Here is a 25,206-nt window from a genome sequence, read left to right as displayed (position 1 = left end):
TCTTGTGAGAACGATCGTTATTAAATATTTCAACGATATATTGAAGTGTTTTATCTGTTTTTGAGATTGTTTGAAAAATGCGCAGTCTTCAAGTGAGAACACGCAAAGAAATGTGAAGATAAGTAATAACTTAATCTCCAAGAGAGGGTAGTTAAAATAATTAAAAAGTGAACAAATATAAATTTAGTTAGGCATAAAAAAGCCCTCTACTTGAGAGGGCTTTGATCTAAGTCATTTTAAGCTTCAATCGCCTGTACAGCGATTTTCTTCGCTGGATCCACTTTACGGCGTACTTCTGGAACCGGTTCGCCGTAGTATTGACGATCCGCAAAGTAACTTGAACGTACCATCGGTGCTGACCAGATATTCTTAAAGCCAAGCTTACGGCCATGTTCTGCATAACGTTCGAATTCTTCTGGCGTTACAAAACGGTCGATTGGCGCATGCTGTTTAGATGGCTGTAGATACTGACCAATCGTTACATAATCTACGTCATGTGCTTTCAGGTCGTCTAACAGAGCGAGAACTTCTTCTTCAGTTTCACCAATACCGACCATCAAACCACATTTGGTTGGAATTTCTGGGCAATAATCTTTAAACATTTTCAACAGATTTAAAGAGTGCTGATAATCAGAACCTGGACGCATGGCTTTATACAGACGTGGCACAGTTTCGATGTTGTGGTTAAACACGTCTGGCGGACATTCAGTCATGATGCGCAGGGCAATGTCCATACGACCACGGAAATCAGGTACCAGAATTTCCAGCAAAGTCTTTGGACTCAAAGCACGAGCTTCTTTAATACAGTCCACAAAATGCTGTGCACCGCCATCCAGCAGGTCATCACGGTCTACTGAAGTGATGACTGCATATTTCAGACCCAGGTTGGCAATCGTTTCTGCCATATGACGCGGCTCGTCTGGATCAAGTGCATTTGGACGACCATGTGCCACATCGCAAAATGGACAGCGACGCGTGCAAATATCACCCATAATCATAAAGGTTGCTGTACCCCCACCAAAACATTCAGGCAGGTTCGGACAGGCCGCTTCTTCACATACGGTATGCAGTTTTTGCTGACGAAGTGTAGTTTTAATACGCTGAACTTCCTCGGGAGCGGCCATTTTCACACGGATCCAGTCCGGCTTACGTGGCGTTTCAACCGTAGGAACAACTTTTACAGGAATACGGGCGACCTTTTCTGCGCCGCGAAGTTTGATACCCTGTTCAGGTTTACGGTTTTCAGACATATATAACTTTTCCACTGTTTTGAAGGAGGGAGATAAATCAAAGTTAACACTTTTTTAATTATAACGAAACTCGGGTGAAATAGGGCGAAAAGGATTATTCATTTAAAAAATGTTCTTATCACACAATATATGTAAGTTAAATACACCAAATTGGCAGCAATTACGTCATAATATAGCGTAGATTAAAGCAAAATTTTTTAATTTTAAGGAGCGTTGAATGCCACGTAAAAAAGAGGTCGTTAGTGGGACTTTCGTTAAGTACGATGCGGTAGTTCTAGGTTCAGGCCCTGCGGGCGAAGGCGCGGCAATGAAACTTGCCAAATCGGGTAAGCGTGTTGCAATTGTGGATATGCGTGAACAGCTGGGTGGTAACTGTACTCACGTAGGTACGATTCCAAGTAAGGCATTGCGTCAAACGGTATCCAGCATTATCCGTTATCAACGTGATCCAATGTTTCAAAAAGTAGGTGAATGGAAACAATTCACCATGAAACAGGTACTGCGCAATGCACATAAAGTGATTCAGCAGCAGGTGGATACTCACTCACGTTTTTATGACCGTAACAAGATTGATATCTATCATGGTCGTGCTTATATTCAAGACGAAAATACGATCTTTGTATTTACACCAGATGGCATAAAAGAAACCATTATGTTCCAGCAACTGGTGATTGCGACCGGTTCACGTCCATACCGCCCAGAAATTCTTGATTTCAATCATCCACGTGTATTTGATTCAGATAAAATTCTGGATCTGGATTTCTCAATCCAAAAAATCATTATTTATGGTGCAGGTGTGATTGGCTGTGAATATGCATCGATCTTTATTGGTCTGGGACATAAGGTTGACCTGATCAATACTCAACCAAAACTGCTCAGCTATTTAGATGATGAAATCTCTGATGCGTTGTCTTATCACTTACGTGAACAGGGTGTATTGATCCGTCATAATGAACAGATCGACTTCCTTGAAACTTCTGATGATTATGTGGTTCTACATACACAAAGCGGCAAGAAAATTAAAGCTGATGCTATTCTGTGGTGTAACGGACGTTCAGGGAATACTGATGGTTTAGGCCTTGAAAATATTGGTCTGAAACCAAACAGTCGTGGTCAATTAACCGTGAATGAGCAGTATCAGACTGAAGTTGAAAATATCTATGCTGCAGGTGACGTGATTGGCTGGCCATCACTGGCTTCTGCTGCCTATGACCAAGGTCGTTGTGCAGGTGCCAACATGAGCGGTGAACAAGACGTTGCACCCGTGACTGATATTCCGACTGGTATTTATACCATTCCGGAAATCTCTTCAATCGGTAAAACTGAGCAGCAGTTGACTGAAGAAAAAATTCCGTATGAAGTGGGGCAGGCATCTTTCCGTCATCTGGCACGTGCACAGATTACCGGTGATACGGTTGGTGAATTAAAAATCCTGTTCCATCGCGATACGCTGGAAGTTCTGGGTGTTCACTGCTTCGGTAACAATGCTTCAGAAATTATCCACATTGGTCAGGCAGTCATGAACAGCCCGAACAATACGATCAAGTATTTTGTGGAAACCACATTCAATTATCCAACGATGGCAGAAGCCTATCGTGTGGCAACCTTGAATGGTATGAACCGTTTATTCTAATTTGATTTATTCAGGTTAGATCAAAAACCCGCAGGTTTGGCTTGCGGGTTTTTTATTTTCCAGATTGAAAAAATTCAATCTTGTCAGTAATGCTGGAAATTAGGCTGCCATTTTGCGGCATTCTTCAGCACAGCGACGGCAAGCTTCGGCACATTGCTGGCAATGATCATCCTCATGATGGCCACATTCTTCTACACAATAATCGCAAGCTTTAGCGCATAGCTCGCAAATCTCTTTGATAAATGGAGATTGCTTTTGTTGCATGCGGGCGCAGAGCTGACACAGATCAGCACAGTCCAGACAGCGCTGGATACATTCCCGCATCATTTCTAAATGTTCTTCTTTCAGGCAGGCACTGGCACAGTTGGTACAGGCCAGAGAGCAGGTCATACATGCACGAACACAATCTGAAAACTGAATCTCGTTCATTTTCTTCTCCTTTTTGCAGCTATAGCAATGGCTTGTTTTTTTAATACGCTAAGCAGAAAAGGAAAAATACACTAGGCAGTTTGAGTGAGAAAAAGTAATCCAATTGCCGATTTTGTTAAAAGCTGTATTTTTAAAAAATTTAATTTAAAACCTCTATCCTGATATTCCCAAAATAGGATGACTAAAAATTTAAAAATAAAACCATTGAGGCGGTCATTCCTCAATGGCGGAAAATCTACATGATGAGTCGTTATTGTCGAAGGCTTAAATGACCTTTCTCTTTATTATATTTTTATGGTGATTAAAATGGACGACTACCTGCCAGGCTGATACGTTTTAATAAACGGCGCTGATCAGCAGGGAAAGGACGGCGTGAATGTAGAGTAACCTGATTGTCCCAGAACACGATATCGCCTGCTTCCCAATGGTGCTCATAAGCGAATTCAGGTTTTAAGACATGCTCACGTAATTTTGCAATCAGTTCACTACCTGCCTGATCGTCATAATTCACTAATTCAACTTCAGTATGGGTATTTAACCAAAGTGCTTTACGGCCAGATTCAGGATGGGTGCGTACCAGTGGGTGCGGATAGGCATGACCTAAAATTGGCTGATCTTTAAAGCGATATTTTGGCATATTTCCCGCATACGCATTACCACCTTTATTGCTCTGGAAGCGTACAAATGGATTATAGGTAATGAGCTGTAATTGATCGATTTTTGCTTTGGTTTTTTCATCTAAGGCTTCATAAGCCTTGATGGTATTGATCCAGGACGTCTGGCCACCGTCTTTTGGCAGTTCAATGGCATAGAGTAAAGAGCCAAAAGAAGGTAACGGTGTCCACTGGTGATCGGCATGCGGTGCAAGTTCACCATGACCGGTGTAATCCCCTTGACCGACTGCATTGGAAACTGGTACGACATCAGGTGGAGTGCCCGTATCTGTTTTAGAAGCCAGCACTGGCGTGTCGGCATCTGGACGGAAAATCGAACCGAAATAGGTGGCAAATGCCAGATACTGTAGATCATCCAGACTTTGATTCTTAAAGATCAGGATTAAATGTTCAGCCAGAGCTTGCTTCAGACGCAGGATGGTTTCGCCAGATTGGGCTTTGCGGGCATCTAGACCATAAACCACTGCGCCTAGGGCTTGATCTGCCTGCGGGACAATTTTGATTTCATCATTATTCTGAAACTGATCTTGCTGATGCCAGCGTGGTGCATCGTGAATGGCTTGTGAAAGTTGGGTTAAGCTTGTCATTGGAAAGTCTCTGAATTTTCTTGTTGCAGAAAATCTAAAAAAATCCAGAATAAAAATAAAATCATAAGAAGTGCTAAACTTATGAAAAACCGAATAAAAATATCTAAATGATTGATTTAATATCTTTTAATTAAAATGGCAAAACAAAGTCCTAAAGCTGCTGAAAAATGTCAAATATTTGACAATCAGTGTGCGCAAAAAGCCTGATTAAAGTACTCAAACAGTTCTGGAGTCTGGCTCCAGAGCAATAGAGAAATAGCGAGGAGAAGTACCATTGTTATCGCAATGGAAAGCTTGAGCAGAAAGGTGGAATCAGTCATGTACGATTTGCTCCTCATTTACCCATAAGTGCACCAGTACACCAAAAATACTTAAGGCAATCGACAGCATCCATACCGCATTATAATTGCCACTCATGTCATGGTTTACACCGCCGAGCCAGCCGCCAAAGAATGAACCGACCTGATGGGTAAAGAATACAATCCCGCTGAGCATGGTCAGATATTTCACGCCAAACATATTGGCAACAATACCGTTGGTCAGTGGTACGGTAGAAAGCCATAATAATCCCATGATGACACCAAACGCATAGACCGTCCAGGTGCTTAAAGGCAGCATCAGAAAGGCGATAATTGCAAGCCCGCGCAGACCGTATAAGCCCATTAGCAGACGTGGTTTGGAATATTTTCCACCGAGCCAGCCAGCCGTATAGGTACCGACAACATTAAACAGGCCCACTAGTGCCAGGAAAATGGTGCCAGTTGTAGCATTGAACCCATGATCAATCAGATAACCCGGCAGGTGAATCCCGATAAAGACCACCTGAAAGCCACAGACAAAAAAGCCCATCGCCAGAAACCAGAATGGCTTATGGTTTTTGACTACCACTAAAATCTCTTTAAAGCTGAGTGAAACTTTATTCGGTGTAGGAGTCGCATTCGGATCGACATACATCGGGGCTTTTAACATCCAGGCCAAAGGTACAATCAAAGCGATTAAAATTGAGCTAACGACAAGTGCTGCTGACCAGCCGACATTTTGTAAAAGTAATAATGTTGAAGGCAGCATAATAAACTGGCCAAAGGAACCCGCTGCACTGGCAATCCCCATCGCCAGACTACGTTTTTCAGGTGGTGCAGCTCGTCCAACCGCAGATAATAAAACCGGGAAAGAGGTGGCAGATAAGGCCAGACCTAAAATCAGTCCGACGCTGAGATTCAATAATAATCCGGTTGAACTGACAGCCATCAATAACAGGCCAAGCGCATATAAAGCACCGCCAATGGCAACGACAATCTTGCTGCCATATTTATCAGCGAAGGCACCAGTAATGGGCTGAACAGCACCCCAGATCAGGTTCTGCATGGCAATGGCTAAACTAAAGACATTATGACCCCAGCCAAATTCTTCACTCATTGGCACCAGATACAGGCCAAATGCATGACGAATCCCCAAAGATAAAGCCAGAATAATGGCAGCGCCAATCAGCATACAAATCAGGGTTCTGGAAAATTGACTGTCAGCCATAAGTCATTCATGCATATAAAGTTGATAGGTATAGTATTCGATTCAACCTAGAGAGGCGATAAAATAAAAATTAATCAAACGATAAATTTTTTTTATAGCTGCATAGAACGTCAGAAAACAGAACAACGGCCGTAGCCATTGTCCTGAAGTATTCAGTTTTTTTAATGAAAGAATTAATTGATTAGAAACGCATCCCGAATCCGGCATAGGCCAGAATTGGATTGACTTCAATATCGGCTTTGGAGCGAATCAGTTCACCTAGATTTGCATCTGTTACCGTAATCGTGGTGTCATTTTTCAGATGAGCATAAGATACAGAACCTACCGCGAACCAGGTATCATTAAAGTCATAAGTAAAGCCGACAGTCGCGACAGGAGCAAAGGCATCAGACGCTTCCAGATCTACTTTTGGATTAGCACTACTTTCTATCCCATCTAGAGAAGCGCCAGCTTTGCCTTCCTTAATGTTGGCAATCATATGACCGGCTTTAATCAGGTCTTGTTCAGTACTTGAATTGATTTCCAGTTCATTAAAATAGGCATACATGAGTCCAAGCCCGACATAAGGACGGAATTTATTGACACCTGTTTTGCCAAAATGGTACTGAAATTCAAAAGCCGGGGTCCAGGCACGTGCAGATGCTGCCGGTCCATATGCTTCCAGATCCGTAATCGGGATGTCATTTTTTAAGTCAATACTCGGTAAATCAATGCCACCCGGTATTTGAGGAATTAAATCAATACTTGGCGTTGCCATTGCAGAGAATGGTGCATAAATCTTGCCTTTACCTTGCAAGTCGACTTTGGGAGGAATGCCGGCTTTTATTTCCAGTGAGACATTGTCGGTAAAGAAATAGTTGGTCATGATCCCGAGTGTAGTGACATCATCAGCTTCCAGACCTGTTCCAGCATTATTCCAGCTTTCCAGGCCATAAATCTCTGCACTGCCACTTAAATTGCCAGATAAAGTTTTTCCGCCTAAGCCATCGATGAGGTTAATGAAGCCGGTTGAAAGATTCGACTCCATAGCAGGATCAAGATTGCCTTTGACTGCAGCGATCGAGATGTCACCAACTTTAGCCGTTTCACCATCTTGAACTGCTGTATTTACCGCAAATGGTTGTGCTTTTCCTTGTGGCATGACATGCAGTGCACCGACTGAAACGGAAAATCGCTTAAAGCCATCGCCATCCTGTAGGCTGAAATATGGGGATTCTGCATGTGCAAGCAGGGGTAATGTGGCTAGACCTGCCATGCATACCATGATTGTCTTCATTGTTCAGAGGACTCCTTGTCCGTGCTAGTTATTTGTTTTTCTATTGAACAATTTAGTTAAATCTCACCAATTTACACAGTTACAGAACGAGTAGTGAAAAGTTAACAGGAAGTAAAAAATTCCAAAATTTGTATAAATTGTATTAATAAAATATATATTTATGTAAAAATTATTATGAATAGTGAAGATAAATAGGATGTTAATTTTTATAAAATTTTCAATTTTATTGAGATAATAGAATAATAAGTGGGTAACATTTTTCTCATTAATCTAAGTTTTAAATAATGATTTAAGCTTTCTATCCTGGACGTGATTTGTACAAGAAATCAGAAAATTTTCTGCTCAAAACCTACTAGAAAAAGCTTGAATAAATTTAGCCAACCGGTGGTACACAGCAGATAGAGTTTTTTTGTACAATAGCCGCATAAATTATTGAGTATTGCGCATGAGCTCCCAAAATTCTCCCAAGAAAAAGCCCTTGGTTAATTTACCGTTTCCATTAAAACAAGCAGAACAATCTGCTTCAGATGAGGTTCTGGAAGATCTACGACCTAAACCGCAGCGTTATGCCGACCGGACTTGGATGCCACCTCGTGGTACACGCCGTTCAATGGGCAAACGTTAAAAAATAAAAAAGCCATGAAGTTCATGGCTTTTTTATGAGTAAAATTTGGGAGCTACCTTAGCGAACTGTTTTACGTGCTTTATTTTCAGGTTTTGGTGGGGCAATCTCACGATCACCTTTCCAGACATCAATAAAGTCTTTTTCATTGATATTATAAAGTTCCAGAAGTGCCAAAATCACAGCACCAAACAGCATGGAACCTTCAGAATTATTCTGGAAATCAAAAATCTTGCCATTCAGGTTATGCAGAATATCTTCAATCTCAAATACACGATCACGGCCATTGCTGTCGACCGGATAAATCTGAGTGTTAAGCAGAATCTTGGCCAGACTCTTTTCATTGTCGGTCAGTGCCAGAACATCAATCAGCTCATCTGTTGCCGGAGTAAAAATCACCGAATCCCGAAAGATGGTATGCAGGAATTGCGACGTAATTTTCGGAAGCGCTTTTTCTACAAAAGGCCGGAAAGATTGCGGAAAAATGACATTGTGAGAAATGCCTTTGAACATTGGAGCGATCTCTTCGACTTTATAACCAGCAATGCCACAACCGACCGAAGTAATAAAATATTTAATTTTAGGATGGTTCTTGGTGTAAATCTTGAAGTCATCAATATAGTGCTGGATTTGTGAGAGAGGCATCTGTTGCAAATGCTCATTCATAGTCGGAATGGCATAACTTTGACCTGCCCAGCCACGACCAACCCCCATGACCGCCCCAAAATGCTCATAAGCTGTTCTGGCTGCTCCTCCGGCATGTTGTCCAGCCAAGTTGCTTCCGAAAACAAATACCGTATTTTCTGGCAGAGATTTAACAATACTTTCATCGTGATAATGGTAAGTCATGGCTTTTTTATTCGATGTCCTGATTAGCTTCATGTTGCCTTTGAATTGAATAAGGGTCAAGGTATTATTATGCAGGACTAGCCAAACAGATAGGACAATATTCCACCCATGATCCAAAACAGCATACCGAGTAAACCTAAATAAAGTTGTTGTCTGAAAATGCTTAATTTATTCTTTTGCACAAGTGATACTCATGGGTGAGTTTTAAAAAAAGTGTTTTTGAATAAGAAAGTAAATAACGCTAACTAAATAGAAAAGGCCCAAACAAAATATGATTGTGCCCATATAGCGAAACTGATTCTTAGTCACGATTTCACGATACTCTTTATCTTTCATTATCCTGCCAATTTTTTATAATTTTTAAAGATCTCAATTTTATATTGATTGTTGCATAATTCAAAATTGATTTGGATTGATCTGTACCTTATTCATTAAATCTAAGTAAAGTAAAGCACTATAAAATAATGACAATGATACTGTTTTATTTTACCAAACAGAAACCTGGATAGGGATTGAGTAATTCAGTTTTACCCCCATAATAAATTGAGTCGATATCCGCAGTGAAATGATTAAAGCTATGAGTGATAAACAACCCTTTGAACTGGTGACCAATTATCAACCTGCTGGCGATCAGCCACAGGCCATTGAAAAGCTGGTCAAGGGTATAGAAAAAGGCTATCACGATCAGCTTTTGCTGGGGGTTACCGGTTCAGGTAAAACCTATACTATGGCCAATGTCATCGCCCGTACCCAGCGTCCGACTATTGTCATGGCCCATAACAAAACGCTGGCTGCACAGCTCTACGGTGAATTTAAAGCATTTTTCCCGAATAATGCGGTTGAATATTTCGTCAGTTATTATGACTACTATCAGCCAGAAGCCTATGTGCCATCTTCAGATACCTTTATCGAGAAAGATGCGGCAATTAATGACCACATTGACCAGATGCGTCTTTCAGCAACGCGTGCACTTTTAGAACGTCGCGACGCGATTATTGTTGCTTCTGTGTCTGCGATTTACGGTCTGGGTGATCCGAATGCCTATATGAGCATGTTGCTGCATGTGGTCGAAGGCGACCGTATTGGACGTGATGATATTATTCGCCGTCTGGTTGAAATGCAGTATTCGCGTAATGAACTGGAATTCCTGCGCGGTACCTATCGTATTCGTGGTGAGATCATTGATATTTTCCCAGCCGAATCGGATCAGGATGCCATCCGGATTGAGCTGTTTGATGATGAAGTCGACTCCATTCGCTGGTTTGATCCTTTAACCGGGAAAATGATCCGTAAAGTGCCGCGTGTCACGATCTATCCTAAAAGTCACTATGTAACACCGAAAGACAATTTGGCTCGCGCGATTGAAACCATTCGAGATGAATTAAAAGAACGTCTGGTCTTTTTCCGTGAAAATGACAAGTTGCTGGAAGCTCAGCGGATCGAGCAGCGTACCCGTTATGATCTGGAAATGATGCAGCAGCTCGGTTATACCAACGGTATCGAAAACTATTCACGTCATTTATCGGGTCGTCCGGCAGGCGAAGCACCGCCGACGCTTTTTGATTATGTACCCGATGATGCCTTGCTGATTATCGATGAATCGCACGTGACTGTTCCACAAATTGGAGCCATGTACAAAGGTGACCGTTCCCGTAAAGAAAATCTAGTGAATTACGGTTTCCGCTTGCCAAGTGCACTGGATAACCGTCCAATGAAATTTGAGGAATGGGAACGTATTGTACCGACGACCGTGTACGTCAGTGCCACACCTGCACGATATGAACTGGAAAAATCTGAACAGGTAGTCGAGCAGGTGGTTCGTCCAACCGGTCTGATTGATCCGGAAATTGAAATCCGTCCAGTCTTGACGCAGGTCGATGATGTATTGTCTGAAATCAATATCCGTAAGGAAATGAATGAACGTGTGCTAGTAACGACATTGACCAAGCGTATGGCAGAAGACCTGACGTCCTATTTAAAAGAATATGGAATCAAGGTCGCCTATTTACACTCCGATATTGATACCGTAGAGCGTGTGAAAATTATTCATGAGCTGCGTACCGGTGTGCATGATGTGCTGGTCGGCATTAACCTGCTGCGTGAAGGTCTGGATATGCCAGAAGTTTCACTGGTTGCTATTCTGGATGCGGATAAAGAAGGTTTCCTGCGTTCAGAACGTTCATTGATCCAGACTATTGGTCGTGCTGCGCGTAACTTGAAAGGTAAAGCGATTTTGTATGCGGATCGCATTACCGATTCTATGCAAAAAGCCATTGATGAAACTGAACGCCGTCGTGCCAAACAGATCCAGTTTAATGAAGAGCATGGCATTACACCACGTAGTGCAGTGCGTCAGGTGATTAAGGAAATTGATACGGGCGAAGTGCTGGATGATGAAACTATTGAGCTGAAAGCTTCCGATCAGGCCCGTGCAATTAGTGCAGATGAACGCCATATCATGGCCGATCCAAAGATGTTCGCGAAGCATATCAATAAACTGGAAAAAGAAATGCTCAAGGCTTCAAAAGAACTACAGTTTGAGCAGGCTGCACGTATACGGGATGAAATTTTACGTTTAAAAGCGCAGATGTTAAGTTAGGTCTGTGTGTAAATTACAGATTTAAATTACGTAAAATCAATCACAAACCTAACATAATGCTACAAAATATGTCTGCGGATGCCGCTATTGTAAGTACGAAATATTCATGTTGAAAATTTTGTCCTGATCAAATAGGTATCGTATGACAACTAAAAATAATCTCCCTCATGCGGGATTGAAACTTGCAAAAATTGCAGTGGGTAGTGCAGTTCTACTTGGACTCGGGGCTGCAACCATGGCTTATGCCAAGAACGATTCTTTACCCACTGTAGAGAAAGTTGAACTGGACCGTTATTTGGGCACCTGGTATGAAGTGGCTCGTAAGCCACTTACATTCCAGAACAAGTGTGATCGTGACGTTACGGCGACGTATACATTAAATGAAAATGGTAACGTTAATGTAGATAACCGCTGTATCCAGAAAAATGGTCAGGTGACTCAATCCGTAGGTGAGGCATACATTCAGAATGCACCTTATAACACCAAGCTTAAGGTAAGTTTCTTACCAGAGTTTATTCGCTGGTTACCAGTGGGCCGTGGCGATTATTGGGTATTAAAACTGGACGATAATTATCAAACCGTACTGGTCGGCGAGCCTAAACGTAAATATATGTGGGTATTGTCACGTGATCCTCAACTGGATCAGAATGTGGTGAATGAATACCTGCAATATGCGCAATCTGTGGGTTATGATTTGAGTGATGTAATTCATACTAAACAGACCCAACAGGCAAGAAAATAAAAGGCCACTCGGGTTATTTATAAAAACCATGCTTCGGCATGGTTTTTTTAATCCTTCTCTTTTTTAAATTATGTATTTTGCCTTAATTACCTTTGGCCTTTGGGCAGATGAATCTTCAAGCTTTATTTTAGACTAATCGTTATAATGCGCTGGAATGATCTTGGGTTTGAAGCATGTATAAAGGCATTGCATTATCGGTATTGGCATCAGTAGTATTTGGTGTTCTTTATATATTCACGCCATTTTTGCAGCCTTTAGACAGTGAACAGACCTTTGCCTGGCGGATGTTGGCGACCATTCCATTTTTGACTGCGTTCATGTGGTGGTCAGGTGACCTCAGCCATATCACTCAAATTTTAAAACGCATTCTCAAACAACCTGCTTTTCTGCTCTGGTTGATCATCAGTTCCCTGTTATGTACGACACAGTTGTGGCTCTTTTTATGGGGACCAATTAATGGCCGCGGTTTACAGGTATCCCTAGGATATTTCCTGTTGCCCTTAGTCATGGTGCTGGTCGGATGTGTGCTTTATAAGGAAAAACTATCGCGCTGGCAGATGGCAGCAGTCGCACTGGCCATATTAGGTGTGGGACATGAAATCTGGCGAATCGGTTCGATCGCCTGGGAAACGGTCTATGTGGCTTTGGCTTATCCACTGTATTTCTTCCTGCGCCGTCGCTTTGGTACGGATCACTTGGGTGGATTCTGGTGGGACTTGTGTCTGATTCTGCCAGTGGCTTTCTATCTGGGCTTTGTACATAGCGATTCTCTCAAGCTTATGGTCAGTTTCCCTCATCTCATCTTGGCAGTGTTGGGTTTGGGCTTCTTAAGTGCTTTAGGCTTAGGTAGTTATATTCTGGCAAGCCGTTATCTGCCTTTCGTAATTTTTGGTCTGCTGAGCTATCTGGAGCCAGTACTTTTGGCTTTTGCGTCTATGGCATTAGGGGAGCGGGTTGAAGCCGGCGAATGGCTGACCTATCTTCCGATCTGGCTGGCCGTCGTATTGTTGGTAATTGAAGGTATACTACACATTATTGAACAACGAAAAAGACGCCTGACACTAGCACAAAATTTAGAGCGTTATCAGAAACGTTTAGATTCTTGAATGATAAATTTGGCTGAATAAACAACATTTAACAAAAATCTGGTTTTTACAGGGAATAGATGATTTTTCAAATTTTAAATGCAAAATCATCTGACTAATTACAATTATTTTCAAAATTTATAGTGAATATATCGGATTTTCGGCCAGAGTTAATCAGCTTTTGATTCAAACTTGCGGCCAATTCCATTACAATTATCGGGTTTTGAAATTTATGCTTAGATTTACAATTAATTAGAGGACGTATCTGTGAGCAAAGACACTATCGTTGCCCTCCATGCAGAGCACCAAGGTCGTTGGAAAAACCGTGAAGAACTTGCGGAACGTATGATTGCCCTAGTAGGTCAGTTATATCGTGAAAAAAATATCGTAGCTACAGTTTACGGTCGCTCTTTAATTAACCGTTCTGTAATCCAGATCCTTAAAGCGCATCGTCGTACTCGCGTATTAGACGTTGAGCTTTCTGTTGTAGACACTTTCCCAATCCTTGAAGCATTGGCAAAAGTGGAAAACATCGGTACTGCTGAAATTGATCTAGGCAAACTTGCTGTTGAATTCAAAGCAAAAGGTGGTGATGTTAACGCATTCGTTGCTGACGCTGTGAAATCACTTGAAGGCAATGCAACTTCTGTAGAAGGTAAAGACGTGGTGCTTTACGGTTTCGGTCGTATCGGTCGTATCCTGGCCCGTTTGATGATCAGCCAGTCAGGTCTAGGCCGCGGCTTGAACCTGAAAGCAATCGTAGTTCGTAAATCATCTGACGGTGACCTTGAAAAACGTGCGTCTTTATTACGTCGTGACTCAATCCACGGTCCATTTGCGGGTACGATTTCTGTAGACGAAGAAAACGAAGCAATCATTGCAAACGGCCAGTTCATCAAAGTGATCTATGCATCTAATCCATCTGAAGTGGATTACACTGCATACGGTATCGAAAATGCTTTAGTGATCGACAACACTGGTAAATGGCGTGATGCTGAAGGTCTTGCTCAACACCTGAAATGTCCAGGCGCTGCTCGCGTAATTCTGACTGCACCTGGTAAAGGTGACATGAAGAACGTTGTATTTGGTGTGAACCAGGCTGACATCCTTGATGAAGATCAAATCATCTCTGCTGCAAGCTGTACTACCAATGCGATCACTCCAACACTGAAAGTGTTAAACGACAAATACACAGTGATCAATGGTCACGTTGAAACAGTTCACTCGTTCACAAACGACCAGAACCTGATCGACAACTACCATAAAGCTGATCGTCGTGGCCGTGCTGCAACATTGAACATGGTTATTACTGAGACTGGTGCTGCTAAAGCGGTTGCGAAAGCACTTCCTGCACTGAAAGGCAAGTTGACTGGTAACTCTGTACGTGTTCCTACGCCAAACGTATCTCTTGCAATTCTGAACCTGACTTTAGACAAAGAAGTTGATCGTGATGAAGTAAATGAATACATTCGCCAAATCTCAATCAATTCTAACCTTCAAGGTCAAATCGGTTATACAAACTCGACTGAAGTTGTATCTTCTGACTTTATCGGTTCTCGTACTGCAGGTGTATTCGACGCTCAAGCGACCATCACTTCAGGCAACCGTTTAACTTGCTACGTTTGGTATGATAACGAAGTAGGTTATAGCTGCCAGGTACTTCGCATTGCTGAACAAATGGGCGGCGTAAGCTATCCAAAAGTTCCTGCTGAAACAAATGCATAATTTGTAGAAGTCATCTAAAAAAAGAGCCTCTTTTGAGGCTCTTTTTTATTGTGGAAAATAAAGTTGGCCAATCAGCTTAATAAAATCATATACATTAATTGATGGAAAATTCACCTTGATACGCTCATATGAATCTGTTAGCTTACAAATGGTAAGTACATTAAAAATAGTAAGTAATAACTAAAAACCGTGATCAAGAAAGGAACTCTTCAATGACCAAGTATGCAATCAGTCCATTGTTGGGACAGGTGCTATCTAATGAATGCCCATCCCGTGAAATACTGGAACATCTCACCAATAAATGGTCAGTGCTAGTATTGCGCTGTTTAAGTGAAGGTGTACATCGTTTTAGTGAGCTGAAGCAGCGAATTGAAGGGGTCAGTGAAAAAATGCTGGCGCAAACCTTAAAAATGCTGGAGCAAGATGGTTTTATTTTAAGAACGGTGTATCCGGTTGTGCCACCCAAAGTGGAATATCAATTGACCATTACCGGTTCGCAAGCAGCAGAAAAAATAATGAATTTGATTGGCTGGATTGAGAAAAGCCTGCCTGAGATTTTGGAAAATAAAGAACGTATATAACAAATTTAATTTAGATTAAATTTAGAAGAGACAGTAAATGGATATATCTAATTGGGACTGGGGGGCAACGGCCACGCTTATAGCGGCTGGGGTGGCATGGCTGATTTCAAAGGAATGGAAGACTCAGAAAAGTAGTGAAGTAATAGCTAATGAGGCTCAATCATTATTAATGTTAATAAATGATTATGATAGTCAATGCTTAGAAGTTCATAGTGCAATTATGAACCAAAGAAGAGCTATAGTAGAACTCGAAAATCTTAAGAATATAGCTTTAAAAATAAGATCGAAAGCCCAGTTTTTTTATGAACTCACCTTCAATAAGCATGATGAGCTATTAGAGTTAAAAGATGAGATTACAAGAGTATATAAGACATTAGAAAAATTTGAAGGAGCTGAGTTTAAAAATATCATTCTAGATAATAATTTTCCTTACCTAGTTGAGGTAATGCGTGAAGTAATTAAAGAATCTAAATATTTACTTATGGCATATTTTAAACACCAATAATAAATTTCTTTCATAAATCATTTTTTAATGACTATAAGTAAATTATATATCTAAAATAAACAATAGATTTGAGTTGGTATTGGATTCATAAGTGTGGCAGGGATGCCACACGTTTCCCATCACAACAAGGATGTTGTGTATGGGAAACAAAAGGTTTTTTGCTACTTTTGACCTTTCAAAAGTAGAGCGATGGCCCACTCAAAGGTATCAAAATAAAAAAATGCAATGTGAGGCAGTGCTGATTTTATAAATTTAATATGGAGTATTCTCTGACTTATGAAAGAAGTCTATTATTTATTACATATAAAATTATTCCATCCTCTTAAAATCCCACCGATCAATCAGTAAAATTCCAATCGAAAAAACCAAAGCTAGAATCACACAACCCATCCAACCAAAATGCTGCCAGGCATATACTGCACCGAGTGAACCTATAGCTGCACCAGTAAAGTAAATCGTCATATACACCGCATTAATTCGCGAACGGGATTTAAGATCAATCCGATAGACCAAATTTTGATTGAGCACGTGAAATGCTGTTAAACCAAAATATGCCATGAGTACGCCAATCGCATAAATCACGATATTTTGCTGGGCAAAAAATAGAGGGATAGTTGAGAAAAACATCAAAGCAATACAGAGTTTTGCTACAAAGTTTTCTCTACCTTGTCCCACAATTTTACCCGACCAACTTGATGAATAAATCCCGATCACACCAAGCAAGCCAAACAGACCAATTTCAAAATCAGTAAAGTAATATGGCGCACTGCCTAAGACAAAAGTCATAGAGGTAAAAATCATCGACAAAATACCAAAACCCAAAGCACCAGCACAGGCACGACGAATCAGATGTGGATTATTTTGAGCAATGATAAACAACGAGCGGTAAATTCCTATCATTGTTAAACCTGCTTGCGGCGTCGTGTTCGGAAGTTTTTTCCACATGATCATCGCAAAACCTAAAGTGATGATACCACTGGTGAAATACACAGCATTCCAGGACCAATAGGTCGATACAAAGCCTGCAAATGTTCGCGATAAAATGATGCCCATGACCAAGCCGCTCATGAGTTTACCTACAGTGGCTGCGCTGGATTCGGGTGGGCTAATACTCGATGCAAAAGGAATTAGGACTTGTGCCGAAATTGCGCCAAACGTCGCACAAAGGGTAAATAGATACAGCGTGCTTAAGTTGCTACTTAACGATAATAAAATCTGAGAAAGAGCAGCAAAGACCATTAAGCTAACAATGAGTTTGCGCTTATTTAAAAAGTCACCTAGTGGGACCAAGAGCATTAAACCTAAAACATAGCCAATTTGTGCAATCACTACAGTCAAACCAGCTTCACTGGTGCTAATGCCTAAACCTTTTTCAATCGAATAGATAAGCGGTTGATTAAAATATGCTGATCCTGCGCATAGACCACAAGCAAGTGCCATCAATAAAACAAATTGTGATGACAATGGACTGATAGTATTCCTTTCCTTAGGATTTGACATAACAAAAACTCTGATTGCAAGAATTGCACTATATGAAGATGTTACGACAAGCAGAAATAACAAAAAACAACCAACTTAGCGTTGCGAGCTATATGTACATCAGACGATCAATTCAAGCTGGATTGTACTTTTAAAATTTTGATACAAGCTCAAAAAAAATCTGCTTGAAATGCATGATCTTCATGGAATAGTGAATAAATATAGTCGAGAAATACTTTAAAATATGGCAGAATAGGCGGTTTTTAAAGTTTTTAGAGGATTGGCATTATGCGCTTTGTTGATGAAGCAGTCATTACCGTAGAGGCTGGCGACGGTGGCAATGGCGTAGCCAGTTTTCGCCGTGAAAAGTTCGTACCATTTGGTGGTCCAGATGGTGGTGATGGTGGTCGTGGCGGCAGCATTTATATTCAGGCTGACGACGACACGAGTACCCTTGTAGATTATCGTTATACCCGTAAATTTCGCGCTGAACGTGGTAAAAACGGTGCTGGCGCAAACTGTGCTGGTCGTGGTGGCGAATCAGTTATTTTAAAAGTTCCTGTGGGAACAACTATCGTCGATTCAGAATCTGGCGATATTATTGGCGATCTGGTTGAAGACGGCCAGAAAGTATTAGTGGCACATGGCGGCCAAGGTGGTTTGGGTAATACCCACTTCAAATCATCGACCAACCGTTCTCCGCGTAAATGTACGCATGGTACCAAAGGCGAATTCCGTGAAATCCGTCTTGAGCTGAAAGTGCTGGCTGATGTGGGCTTGCTCGGCATGCCAAACGCAGGTAAATCAACCTTTATCCGTGCAGTCTCTGCAGCAAAACCAAAAGTGGCAGATTATCCGTTTACGACCATGGTACCTAATCTGGGCGTAGTGGATGCGGATCGTCACCGTTCATTTGTAATGGCGGATATTCCAGGTCTGATCGAAGGTGCGGCAGAAGGTGCAGGTCTCGGGATTCGCTTCCTGAAACATTTGGCACGTACTCGTATTCTGCTTCACATTGTAGATGTTCAACCGATTGACGGTTCAGATCCAGCTTACAATGCCAAAGCGATTTTGAATGAGTTGCAAAAATTCTCCCCAACACTTTCAAAATTACCGGTGGTATTGGTTCTGAATAAGGTCGATCAGCTTGCTGTAGATACTCGCGATGAATGGTGTAATCACATTCTTGAAGAATTGCAGTGGGAAGGTCCTGTCTTTAAAACTTCAGGCTTAACGGCTGAAGGAACTAAGGATGTGGTGTATTACCTGATGGATCAAATCGAGCAGCAACGCGAACGCGAAGTTGAAGATCCTGAATACGCAGCAGAGATGAAAGAATTCCGTGATCAGCTTGAAGCTGAAACACGTGAACAAACGATTGCTGCGAAAGAAGCTTATCGTGAAATGCGTCGCGCTCAACGTCTGGGCGGCGATGACTTTGATGATGAAGATGATGACGACAGCGACGTAGAAGTATATTACGTACGTTAATCTTTTAAAGATAAGTCTGAGGACAAGATGATAGAAGTGGTAGATGGGCAACGTCAGCTCAAGGGTTGTAAACGAATCGTTGTTAAAATCGGATCATCTTTACTCACAGCAAACGGGCAAGGTTTAGATTTAGATGCTATCTCGCATTGGGCGGGACAAATCGCGGATCTACACAATGCCGGACACGAGATTATTCTCGTTTCTTCCGGAGCTGTGGCTGAAGGTATGGTTCGAATGAAACTTGAGAATCGACCCACCGATCTACCCAGTCTTCAGGCTTGTGCTGCCATTGGTCAGATGGGTTTAATCCAGACCTGGTCAAGTGTGCTGGAAAAACACAGCATTCAAACTGCTCAGGTGTTATTGACTCATGATGACCTGGCAGACCGTCGTCGCTATCTCAACTCTTGTGATGCTTTGCAGCACCTGATTGATTGGCATGTGATTCCGGTCATTAATGAAAATGACACGGTTTCTACTGACGAAATTCGCTTTGGTGATAACGATACCTTAGCTGCGATGGTGGCGGGACAAGTTCACGCAGATCTGCTGATTATCCTGACTGATCAGGAAGGCATGTTTGACTCGGATCCACGTTCTAATCCGGATGCCAAACTGTTTCATACCGTGCGTGCCATGGATGAAAGCCTGTTTGATATGGCAGGCGGCGGCGGAAAATTTGGTCGTGGCGGTATGCTGACCAAAGTCCGTGCTGCACGTCTGGCTGCAAAATCTGGTTGTCCAACGCTGATCGCTAGTGGTGATAGCGACAATGTTTTATCGCGCCTGATGGCAGGTGAAATGTTGGGTACGTTATTTATCACTGATGATGATCGCATGACTGCACATCAGCAATGGTTGGCAGCGCATCTGCAAACCGCAGGTCGTTTGGTAATTGATGATGGTGCGGTTAAAGCCATTAAAGAGAATCACCGTAGCCTGTTGCCGGTCGGTGTCAAAGCGGTAGAAGGACATTTTGACCGTGGTGATGTGGTTGAATGTGTTGACCGACAAGGTCACCGCATTGCTGTAGGACGTGTCAACTTCAGTTCACGTTCAGCGGAAATCGTGAAAGGTCTGGCCTCAGATAAAGTGCATCAGGTCTTGGGTGAAGCGCGTTCTTTAGAGATGATTCACCGTAATCATATGGCGATTTACTAAATCTTCGGTCTATAAAAAAATCCCGCTTTCGAGCGGGATTTTTTTATGACATTTGGATTAAGTTTATTTAATCCATCCCATTCGAATAAAAGGCTTAAACAGGAATTGATGAATACTGAAAATAAAGCTCATGATTTTATTCTCATATTTCCACCAGAGCGGTAAGCCGGCAAGATTGACTGCTAAAGCAATCAGGAATGCTCCCACCATATCAATCGGAAAATGTACACCCACATAAACCCGTGACCAGGCTACCAGCCAAGCAGTCCAGAGCAGGATTCGTCCCAAATCACGTTGTGCTGAGAAATAATAGGCAAAGGCAATCCCGCTAAAAATACTCATGTGATTGCTTGGGAATGAACCTGTAGGTGCGTGCTCAATCAGGGTTTGACCAACCTCCATGACAAAAGGGCGGGGTGTGTTTAGAACGGCAGATAATACCTCGCTAATCGACAAGGTGATTGCTGTGAAGATCGCAGCTTTAATAATCCCTGTTTTGATTTCACGACTGCCACGCAGCCAGGTAATAGCAAAAATCAGCAGAAATAAATACACCAGATCATGCGCTATCAGACTGGCATAGTTAATCATCCAGATCGAGGCTTGGTCAGGTACATTGAGAAGATGAAACAGATACAGGTTTAGTTGATCGAGTGACATGAGGAGAGAGAGGGCTGACACAAATGTCCGTTACTCTAAACCGATCAAAGCTCAATTCATATCTGAGTTTGTATGAATTTGTAGCATTGATTTTTCACAGAATATTCAAGTGATAAAAAACCACCCAAAAGGGTGGTTTTTAAACATCTAAATAATTTTATTAAGACTTATTTAAACTGAATAGAACCATTGGCGCTCACGGTCATTTTGGATTCACCCGCTGCCATTTCCTGTTCTGGAACTGCTTCGGCATAAGCAGATTTGGCCATCGCCATGCGTGGCACAGGTGGATAACCCGAATTATTGGTGTTGATATTCAGATTCACCAGTTGATAGCCTGGTTTGTTCCAGGCTTGAGCCAGACTTTGCGCACGTTGCTGGAAGTTTTTCGAAGCTTCAAGCATCAGCTCGTTTTCTACTTTCTTGCGTTTTGCTTCAGATACTGTGAAGTTAATCGATTCAGTCTGGAAGTTTTGCTGTAGCTCAGCAATCAGTTGCGAGGCGGCTTTAAAGTCAGTTGATTCAATTCGTACCTGCGCACGAGCACGCCATTCTCTTAGCTTACGGTTGTCGTTGTCATAGACTGGATAGGTATGCTGTGAACCGGTTTCAATTTTTACCGTAGGATATTTTTTAGCAGTATTAATGGCCTGCGTCATCAACTGGTTGATTTGTGCTGCCAGCTCAGCCGGCTGTTTATTAGATTTTTCAACAAATAAATTGGCATTCATCAGGTCATTGGAAATATCGCGGCTGGCTTCTGCCGAGATATTCACCACATTATAATTCAAGGTTTCTTCAGGAGCTGCGAAAGCGGCAGAAGATAATGCGCCGAGCAAAGCAAGCGCTGAAAAAGAAGAAAGACGCATTTTGTTGTCCTGTTTTAGTGGAATTGTTGGCCTTGTGCTGATCATAAAATACTAAGGTGGAAATGTGTTGATATTCCGAAATTATTGTCGTTGGATTGTTAAAAATATATTTTATTTATTATAGGTATATAGAAACTAAATGTTATAAAAATTATATACTTATTGAGATAATTGTTTGATAATTACACTGTTGTATTCATGACAACAAAATTGCATAAAATGTTTAGGGTTCCTTGTCATTGCCATGCATAAAGTTGATAATTTAGACAGCAACATTTTTTGATATATTTTTTCAATAACAGCCGAGGCAAATTGATACTAAAAGTTGTTTATTTTCCTGAAAAAAACTGTATCATCCGCCTCTCCTAGTTACTGAATAGAAAATTGTCTAACTAGATTATATAAAGCACCGAGTCAAACGACCGCAAGTCACCAGACTTATTTCTTTCAACCCATATCAGAGATGGTAATTCGATATGAGCGTTTCTTCTGTAAATCCTGCCACCAATTCCACAAACGAATACTACTTGACTCGCCAAAGTCAGATGGAATCGAATGTGCGTAGTTATCCACGTAAATTACCGTTAGCGATAGCGAAAGCACAAGGTTGCTGGGTTACCGATGTTGAAGGTACGGAGTACCTTGATTGTTTAGCTGGGGCAGGGACATTGGCATTAGGCCATAATCACCCTGCGGTCATTCAAAGTATCCAGGACACACTTGCAAGCGGTCTTCCATTGCATACGCTGGATCTCACCACTCCTTTAAAAGATGCTTTTACTGAGGCACTTCTTGCTTACCTGCCAGGTGGTAAAGAAGAATATTGCTTACAGTTCTGTGGGCCATCTGGTGCAGATGCGACTGAAGCAGCGATTAAACTTGCTAAAACCTTTACTGGCCGTAGTTCAGTGATCAGCTTCTCTGGTGGCTATCACGGTATGACTCACGGTTCTTTGGCAATGACAGGTAACCTGTCTGCGAAGAACTCGGTGAATGGTTTAATGCCAGGCGTTCAATTCATGCCATATCCGCATGAATACCGTTGCCCATTGGGTCTAGGCGGTGAAGCGGGCGTTGATGCTTTGACTTATTATTTCGAAAACTTCATTGAAGATGTCGAAAGCGGTGTAACCAAGCCAGCAGCTGTGATTCTTGAAGCGATTCAAGGTGAAGGTGGGGTGGTAACAGCACCTGTAAAATGGTTGCAGAAAATCCGTGAAGTGACTGAAAAACACAACATTGTGTTGATTCTTGACGAAGTTCAAGCAGGCTTTGCGCGTTCAGGCAAAATGTTCGCATTCGAACATGCTGGTATCGAACCTGATGTGGTTGTAATGTCTAAAGCCGTTGGCGGTAGCTTGCCACTTGCAGTACTGGGTATTAAACGTAAGTTCGATGCATGGCAACCTGCTGGCCATACCGGTACTTTCCGTGGTAACCAGCTGGCAATGGGTACAGGTCTTGCGACGCTACAAACCATTAAAGAACAAAATCTTGCGCAAAATGCACAAGAACGTGGTGATTTCCTGCAAGCTGAACTGAAAAAACTGGCGGCTGAATTCCCATGTATTGGTAACGTACGTGGTCGCGGTCTGATGATCGGTGTTGAAATCGTGGATGAGCGTAAACCAGCAGACCATATGGGTTCTTTCCCTGCTGATGGCCAATTGGCTGCAGCAATTCAAACCGCTTGTTTCAACAACAAACTGTTGCTGGAAAAAGGTGGTCGTAACGGTACAGTGATCCGTTTACTTTGCCCATTGATCATCACTCAGGCTGAGTGTGAAGAAGTTCTGGTTCGCTTCAAGAAAGCGGTTGCTGAAGCTCTAGTCGCAGTTCGAGGCGCATAATTCATGGTAGATTTTGCAGAACACCGTAAAGCGTTACTCTGCAATGATGCTGCATCTATCGCTGACTATGAGTCGGCGATGGATCAGGCGACCAAAGCGGTTGCAGCATGGTTGCAAAATGACAAGATGTATACTGGCGGTAGCATCAAGGAATTGCGTAGCGCAATTGCGTTCAATCCTTCTAAAGAGGGTCTGGGCGTACAAAAGTCTTTAGAGCGTATGGTTGAGCTATTCCTCAACAAGAGCTTGAAAGTACATCATCCGCATTCGCTTGCGCATTTGCATTGCCCGACGATGGTCACAAGCCAGATCGCGGAAGTGCTAATCAATGCAACCAACCAGTCAATGGACTCTTGGGATCAAAGCCCAGCGGGTTCTTTGATGGAAGTTCAGCTGATTGACTGGTTACGCCAAAAAGTCGGCTATGGTTCAGGTCAGGCAGGTGTGTTCACTTCTGGTGGTACGCAATCCAACCTGATGGGCGTATTGCTGGCGCGTGATGCCTGCATCGCGAAAAACTGGAAAGATGAAAACGGTAATCCGTGGTCGGTTCAGCGTGATGGTATCCCAGCGGATGCAATGCGTAACGTCAAAGTCATCTGTTCTGAAAATGCACACTTCTCTGTGCAAAAGAACATGGCGATGATGGGCATGGGCTTCCAGTCCGTTGTGACTGTTCCTGTGAACGAAAATGCGCAGATGGATGTTGATGCTCTGGAAAAAACCATGGCGCATCTTCAGTCTGAAGGTAAAATCGTGGCATGTGTGGTGGCAACTGCTGGTACAACTGATGCTGGTGCAATTGATCCCCTCAAACAGATTCGTGAAATCACCAATAAATATGGCGCGTGGATGCATATCGACGCAGCATGGGGTGGGGCACTGATCCTGTCGAATGACTATCGTTCTATGTTGGATGGTATCGAGCTGTCTGATTCTGTGACACTGGATTTCCATAAGCATTACTTCCAGACCATTTCATGCGGTGCATTCTTGCTGAAAGATGAAGCGAACTATCGTTTCATGCACTATGAAGCTGAATACCTGAACTCTGCGTACGACGAAGAGCACGGTGTTCCTAACCTGGTATCGAAGTCACTACAAACCACTCGTCGTTTTGACGCGTTGAAATTGTGGATGACCGTAGAAGCGCTGGGTGAAGAGCTTTATGGCTCGATGATCGACCATGGCGTAAAATTGACTCGCGAAGTGGCAGATTACATCAAGGCAACTGATGGTCTGGAACTTCTGGTTGAGCCACAATTTGCATCGGTATTGTTCCGTGTGGTTCCAGCAGGCTATCCAGCTGAGTTTGTCGATGCCTTGAATCAGAACGTCGCGGATGAACTGTTTGCGCGTGGTGAAGCGAACATTGGTGTCACTAAAGTCGGTCAGGTTCAATCTCTGAAAATGACGACTTTAAGCCCGGTTGCAACGCTTGAAAACGTGAAGAACCTGTTGGCACTTGTGCTTGCAGAAGCGGACCGTATCAAAGATTCAATTGCTGATGGTACTTATACACCGCCAATCGCATAAGCGGTTGCAGGTGAAAAAAGGAGATCTAGATGATCTCCTTTTTTATTGGGTTTTGATCCATATATAGATCATC

The 25,206-nt window shown here is 42.3% G+C and carries 22 protein-coding genes; 12 read left to right on the top strand and 10 right to left on the bottom strand.

Translation table 11 applies throughout. From position 1 onward, the window contains the following. Window positions 1–236: 236 nt before the first annotated feature. The gene (lipA, locus tag FTU19_RS06730) at window positions 237–1,250 is read right to left on the bottom strand and encodes a lipoyl synthase (RefSeq protein ID WP_004782741.1); all 1,014 of its coding nucleotides are present in this window, start codon (window positions 1,248–1,250) and stop codon (window positions 237–239) included. Window positions 1,251–1,467: 217 nt separating this feature from the next. Here lipA and sthA point away from each other — a divergent pair, with 217 nt between their 5' ends. Beyond that, window positions 1,468–2,883: a Si-specific NAD(P)(+) transhydrogenase gene (sthA, locus tag FTU19_RS06725; protein WP_005234884.1), complete on the top strand. Its 1,416-nt coding sequence runs from the start codon at window positions 1,468–1,470 to the stop codon at window positions 2,881–2,883. A 99-nt stretch (window positions 2,884–2,982) separates the two neighbouring features. Here sthA and FTU19_RS06720 read toward each other — a convergent pair whose 3' ends face one another. The 5 genes from FTU19_RS06720 to FTU19_RS06705 all read right to left on the bottom strand — a co-directional run bounded on the left by FTU19_RS06720 (window position 2,983) and on the right by FTU19_RS06705 (window position 7,376). Next, entirely contained in the window at window positions 2,983–3,312 is a 330-nt protein-coding gene (locus tag FTU19_RS06720; RefSeq protein ID WP_004782738.1) for a four-helix bundle copper-binding protein, read from the bottom strand. A gap of 301 nt (window positions 3,313–3,613) precedes the next feature. Beyond that, on the bottom strand, window positions 3,614–4,573 hold the full coding sequence (locus FTU19_RS06715; RefSeq protein ID WP_180052558.1) for a TauD/TfdA family dioxygenase: 960 nt from the start codon (window positions 4,571–4,573) through the stop codon (window positions 3,614–3,616). A 185-nt stretch (window positions 4,574–4,758) separates the two neighbouring features. Continuing rightward, complete coding sequence (locus FTU19_RS16310; RefSeq protein WP_257225437.1) at window positions 4,759–4,893, bottom strand: hypothetical protein; 135 nt, start codon at window positions 4,891–4,893, stop codon at window positions 4,759–4,761. Continuing rightward, window positions 4,886–6,100, bottom strand: a complete 1,215-nt coding sequence (locus FTU19_RS06710) for an MFS transporter (RefSeq protein ID WP_180010823.1) — start codon at window positions 6,098–6,100, stop codon at window positions 4,886–4,888. The genes FTU19_RS16310 and FTU19_RS06710 overlap by 8 nt, the downstream gene beginning before the upstream one ends. A 181-nt stretch (window positions 6,101–6,281) precedes the next feature. Next, window positions 6,282–7,376, bottom strand: coding sequence for an OmpW family protein (locus FTU19_RS06705; RefSeq protein ID WP_034702885.1), 1,095 nt, complete (start codon window positions 7,374–7,376; stop codon window positions 6,282–6,284). 445 nt (window positions 7,377–7,821) lie between these two features. On the opposite strand from FTU19_RS06705, the gene FTU19_RS06700 reads away from it, so the two are divergent. Continuing rightward, on the top strand, window positions 7,822–8,001 hold the full coding sequence (locus tag FTU19_RS06700; RefSeq protein ID WP_004782731.1) for a hypothetical protein: 180 nt from the start codon (window positions 7,822–7,824) through the stop codon (window positions 7,999–8,001). 57 nt (window positions 8,002–8,058) lie between these two features. On the opposite strand, the gene FTU19_RS06695 is transcribed toward FTU19_RS06700, so the two are convergent. Next, window positions 8,059–8,847, bottom strand: a complete 789-nt coding sequence (locus tag FTU19_RS06695; protein WP_034580895.1) for a hypothetical protein — start codon at window positions 8,845–8,847, stop codon at window positions 8,059–8,061. A 577-nt stretch (window positions 8,848–9,424) separates the two neighbouring features. Between FTU19_RS06695 and uvrB the strand changes: the two genes are divergently transcribed. The 6 genes from uvrB (at window position 9,425) to FTU19_RS06665 (ending at window position 16,084) form a co-directional block, all read left to right on the top strand. After that, the gene (uvrB, locus tag FTU19_RS06690) at window positions 9,425–11,446 is read left to right on the top strand and encodes an excinuclease ABC subunit UvrB (RefSeq protein ID WP_034170047.1); all 2,022 of its coding nucleotides are present in this window, start codon (window positions 9,425–9,427) and stop codon (window positions 11,444–11,446) included. 142 nt (window positions 11,447–11,588) lie between these two features. Continuing rightward, entirely contained in the window at window positions 11,589–12,188 is a 600-nt protein-coding gene (locus FTU19_RS06685; protein WP_179992245.1) for a lipocalin family protein, read from the top strand. 173 nt (window positions 12,189–12,361) lie between these two features. Next, on the top strand, window positions 12,362–13,294 hold the full coding sequence (gene rarD / locus FTU19_RS06680; RefSeq protein ID WP_034702892.1) for an EamA family transporter RarD: 933 nt from the start codon (window positions 12,362–12,364) through the stop codon (window positions 13,292–13,294). 246 nt (window positions 13,295–13,540) lie between these two features. Beyond that, window positions 13,541–14,998, top strand: a complete 1,458-nt coding sequence (locus FTU19_RS06675) for a glyceraldehyde-3-phosphate dehydrogenase (RefSeq protein ID WP_004782721.1) — start codon at window positions 13,541–13,543, stop codon at window positions 14,996–14,998. Between the two features lie 212 nt (window positions 14,999–15,210). Further along, the gene (locus FTU19_RS06670; protein ID WP_180130489.1) at window positions 15,211–15,579 is read left to right on the top strand and encodes a helix-turn-helix domain-containing protein; all 369 of its coding nucleotides are present in this window, start codon (window positions 15,211–15,213) and stop codon (window positions 15,577–15,579) included. 37 nt (window positions 15,580–15,616) lie between these two features. Then, window positions 15,617–16,084, top strand: a complete 468-nt coding sequence (locus tag FTU19_RS06665; RefSeq protein WP_180130487.1) for a hypothetical protein — start codon at window positions 15,617–15,619, stop codon at window positions 16,082–16,084. A gap of 309 nt (window positions 16,085–16,393) precedes the next feature. On the opposite strand, the gene FTU19_RS06660 is transcribed toward FTU19_RS06665, so the two are convergent. After that, window positions 16,394–17,584, bottom strand: a complete 1,191-nt coding sequence (locus FTU19_RS06660) for an MFS transporter (RefSeq protein ID WP_180130485.1) — start codon at window positions 17,582–17,584, stop codon at window positions 16,394–16,396. 267 nt (window positions 17,585–17,851) lie between these two features. Here FTU19_RS06660 and cgtA point away from each other — a divergent pair, with 267 nt between their 5' ends. Together cgtA and proB are read left to right on the top strand one after the other, a co-directional pair. Further along, window positions 17,852–19,057: an Obg family GTPase CgtA gene (cgtA, locus tag FTU19_RS06655; protein WP_004782712.1), complete on the top strand. Its 1,206-nt coding sequence runs from the start codon at window positions 17,852–17,854 to the stop codon at window positions 19,055–19,057. A 27-nt stretch (window positions 19,058–19,084) separates the two neighbouring features. Then, a complete protein-coding gene (gene proB / locus FTU19_RS06650; protein ID WP_005234922.1) occupies window positions 19,085–20,218 on the top strand; it encodes a glutamate 5-kinase in 1,134 nt (377 codons plus the stop codon). Between the two features lie 63 nt (window positions 20,219–20,281). On the opposite strand, the gene FTU19_RS06645 is transcribed toward proB, so the two are convergent. Together FTU19_RS06645 and FTU19_RS06640 are read right to left on the bottom strand one after the other, a co-directional pair. Beyond that, entirely contained in the window at window positions 20,282–20,878 is a 597-nt protein-coding gene (locus tag FTU19_RS06645; protein WP_180130483.1) for a phosphatase PAP2 family protein, read from the bottom strand. Window positions 20,879–21,045: 167 nt separating this feature from the next. Then, window positions 21,046–21,747: an SIMPL domain-containing protein gene (locus tag FTU19_RS06640; RefSeq protein ID WP_004782671.1), complete on the bottom strand. Its 702-nt coding sequence runs from the start codon at window positions 21,745–21,747 to the stop codon at window positions 21,046–21,048. 476 nt (window positions 21,748–22,223) lie between these two features. On the opposite strand from FTU19_RS06640, the gene FTU19_RS06635 reads away from it, so the two are divergent. After that, on the top strand, window positions 22,224–23,597 hold the full coding sequence (locus FTU19_RS06635; protein ID WP_159123116.1) for a diaminobutyrate--2-oxoglutarate transaminase: 1,374 nt from the start codon (window positions 22,224–22,226) through the stop codon (window positions 23,595–23,597). A gap of 3 nt (window positions 23,598–23,600) precedes the next feature. Then, window positions 23,601–25,133 carry an aspartate aminotransferase family protein gene (locus tag FTU19_RS06630; RefSeq protein ID WP_125278393.1) on the top strand — a complete coding sequence of 511 codons (1,533 nt, stop codon included), beginning with the start codon at window positions 23,601–23,603 and terminating at the stop codon, window positions 25,131–25,133. The last annotated feature ends 73 nt before the right edge of the window (window positions 25,134–25,206 follow it).

The organism is Acinetobacter sp. YH12072 (assembly GCF_013419565.1).
In the GTDB taxonomy this organism is placed as follows: Bacteria; Pseudomonadota; Gammaproteobacteria; order Pseudomonadales; family Moraxellaceae; genus Acinetobacter.
The sequence above is the reverse complement of the archived record's forward strand: the minus strand, read 5'-3'. Positions and strand labels throughout refer to the sequence as shown.

Excerpts from the sequence above, each read along its gene's own strand:
- lipA (WP_004782741.1), bottom strand. The coding sequence starts at position 1,250 with ATGTCTGAAAACCGTAAACCTGAACAGGGTATCAAACTTCGCGGCGCA.
- sthA (WP_005234884.1), top strand. The coding sequence starts at position 1,468 with ATGCCACGTAAAAAAGAGGTCGTTAGTGGGACTTTCGTTAAGTACGAT.
- FTU19_RS06720 (WP_004782738.1), bottom strand. The coding sequence starts at position 3,312 with ATGAACGAGATTCAGTTTTCAGATTGTGTTCGTGCATGTATGACCTGC.
- FTU19_RS06715 (WP_180052558.1), bottom strand. The coding sequence starts at position 4,573 with ATGACAAGCTTAACCCAACTTTCACAAGCCATTCACGATGCACCACGC.
- FTU19_RS16310 (WP_257225437.1), bottom strand. The coding sequence starts at position 4,893 with ATGACTGATTCCACCTTTCTGCTCAAGCTTTCCATTGCGATAACAATG.
- FTU19_RS06710 (WP_180010823.1), bottom strand. The coding sequence starts at position 6,100 with ATGGCTGACAGTCAATTTTCCAGAACCCTGATTTGTATGCTGATTGGC.
- FTU19_RS06705 (WP_034702885.1), bottom strand. The coding sequence starts at position 7,376 with ATGAAGACAATCATGGTATGCATGGCAGGTCTAGCCACATTACCCCTG.
- FTU19_RS06700 (WP_004782731.1), top strand. The coding sequence starts at position 7,822 with ATGAGCTCCCAAAATTCTCCCAAGAAAAAGCCCTTGGTTAATTTACCG.
- FTU19_RS06695 (WP_034580895.1), bottom strand. The coding sequence starts at position 8,847 with ATGACTTACCATTATCACGATGAAAGTATTGTTAAATCTCTGCCAGAA.
- uvrB (WP_034170047.1), top strand. The coding sequence starts at position 9,425 with ATGAGTGATAAACAACCCTTTGAACTGGTGACCAATTATCAACCTGCT.
- FTU19_RS06685 (WP_179992245.1), top strand. The coding sequence starts at position 11,589 with ATGACAACTAAAAATAATCTCCCTCATGCGGGATTGAAACTTGCAAAA.
- rarD (WP_034702892.1), top strand. The coding sequence starts at position 12,362 with ATGTATAAAGGCATTGCATTATCGGTATTGGCATCAGTAGTATTTGGT.
- FTU19_RS06670 (WP_180130489.1), top strand. The coding sequence starts at position 15,211 with ATGACCAAGTATGCAATCAGTCCATTGTTGGGACAGGTGCTATCTAAT.
- FTU19_RS06665 (WP_180130487.1), top strand. The coding sequence starts at position 15,617 with ATGGATATATCTAATTGGGACTGGGGGGCAACGGCCACGCTTATAGCG.
- FTU19_RS06660 (WP_180130485.1), bottom strand. The coding sequence starts at position 17,584 with ATGTCAAATCCTAAGGAAAGGAATACTATCAGTCCATTGTCATCACAA.
- cgtA (WP_004782712.1), top strand. The coding sequence starts at position 17,852 with ATGCGCTTTGTTGATGAAGCAGTCATTACCGTAGAGGCTGGCGACGGT.
- proB (WP_005234922.1), top strand. The coding sequence starts at position 19,085 with ATGATAGAAGTGGTAGATGGGCAACGTCAGCTCAAGGGTTGTAAACGA.
- FTU19_RS06645 (WP_180130483.1), bottom strand. The coding sequence starts at position 20,878 with ATGTCACTCGATCAACTAAACCTGTATCTGTTTCATCTTCTCAATGTA.
- FTU19_RS06640 (WP_004782671.1), bottom strand. The coding sequence starts at position 21,747 with ATGCGTCTTTCTTCTTTTTCAGCGCTTGCTTTGCTCGGCGCATTATCT.
- FTU19_RS06635 (WP_159123116.1), top strand. The coding sequence starts at position 22,224 with ATGAGCGTTTCTTCTGTAAATCCTGCCACCAATTCCACAAACGAATAC.
- FTU19_RS06630 (WP_125278393.1), top strand. The coding sequence starts at position 23,601 with ATGGTAGATTTTGCAGAACACCGTAAAGCGTTACTCTGCAATGATGCT.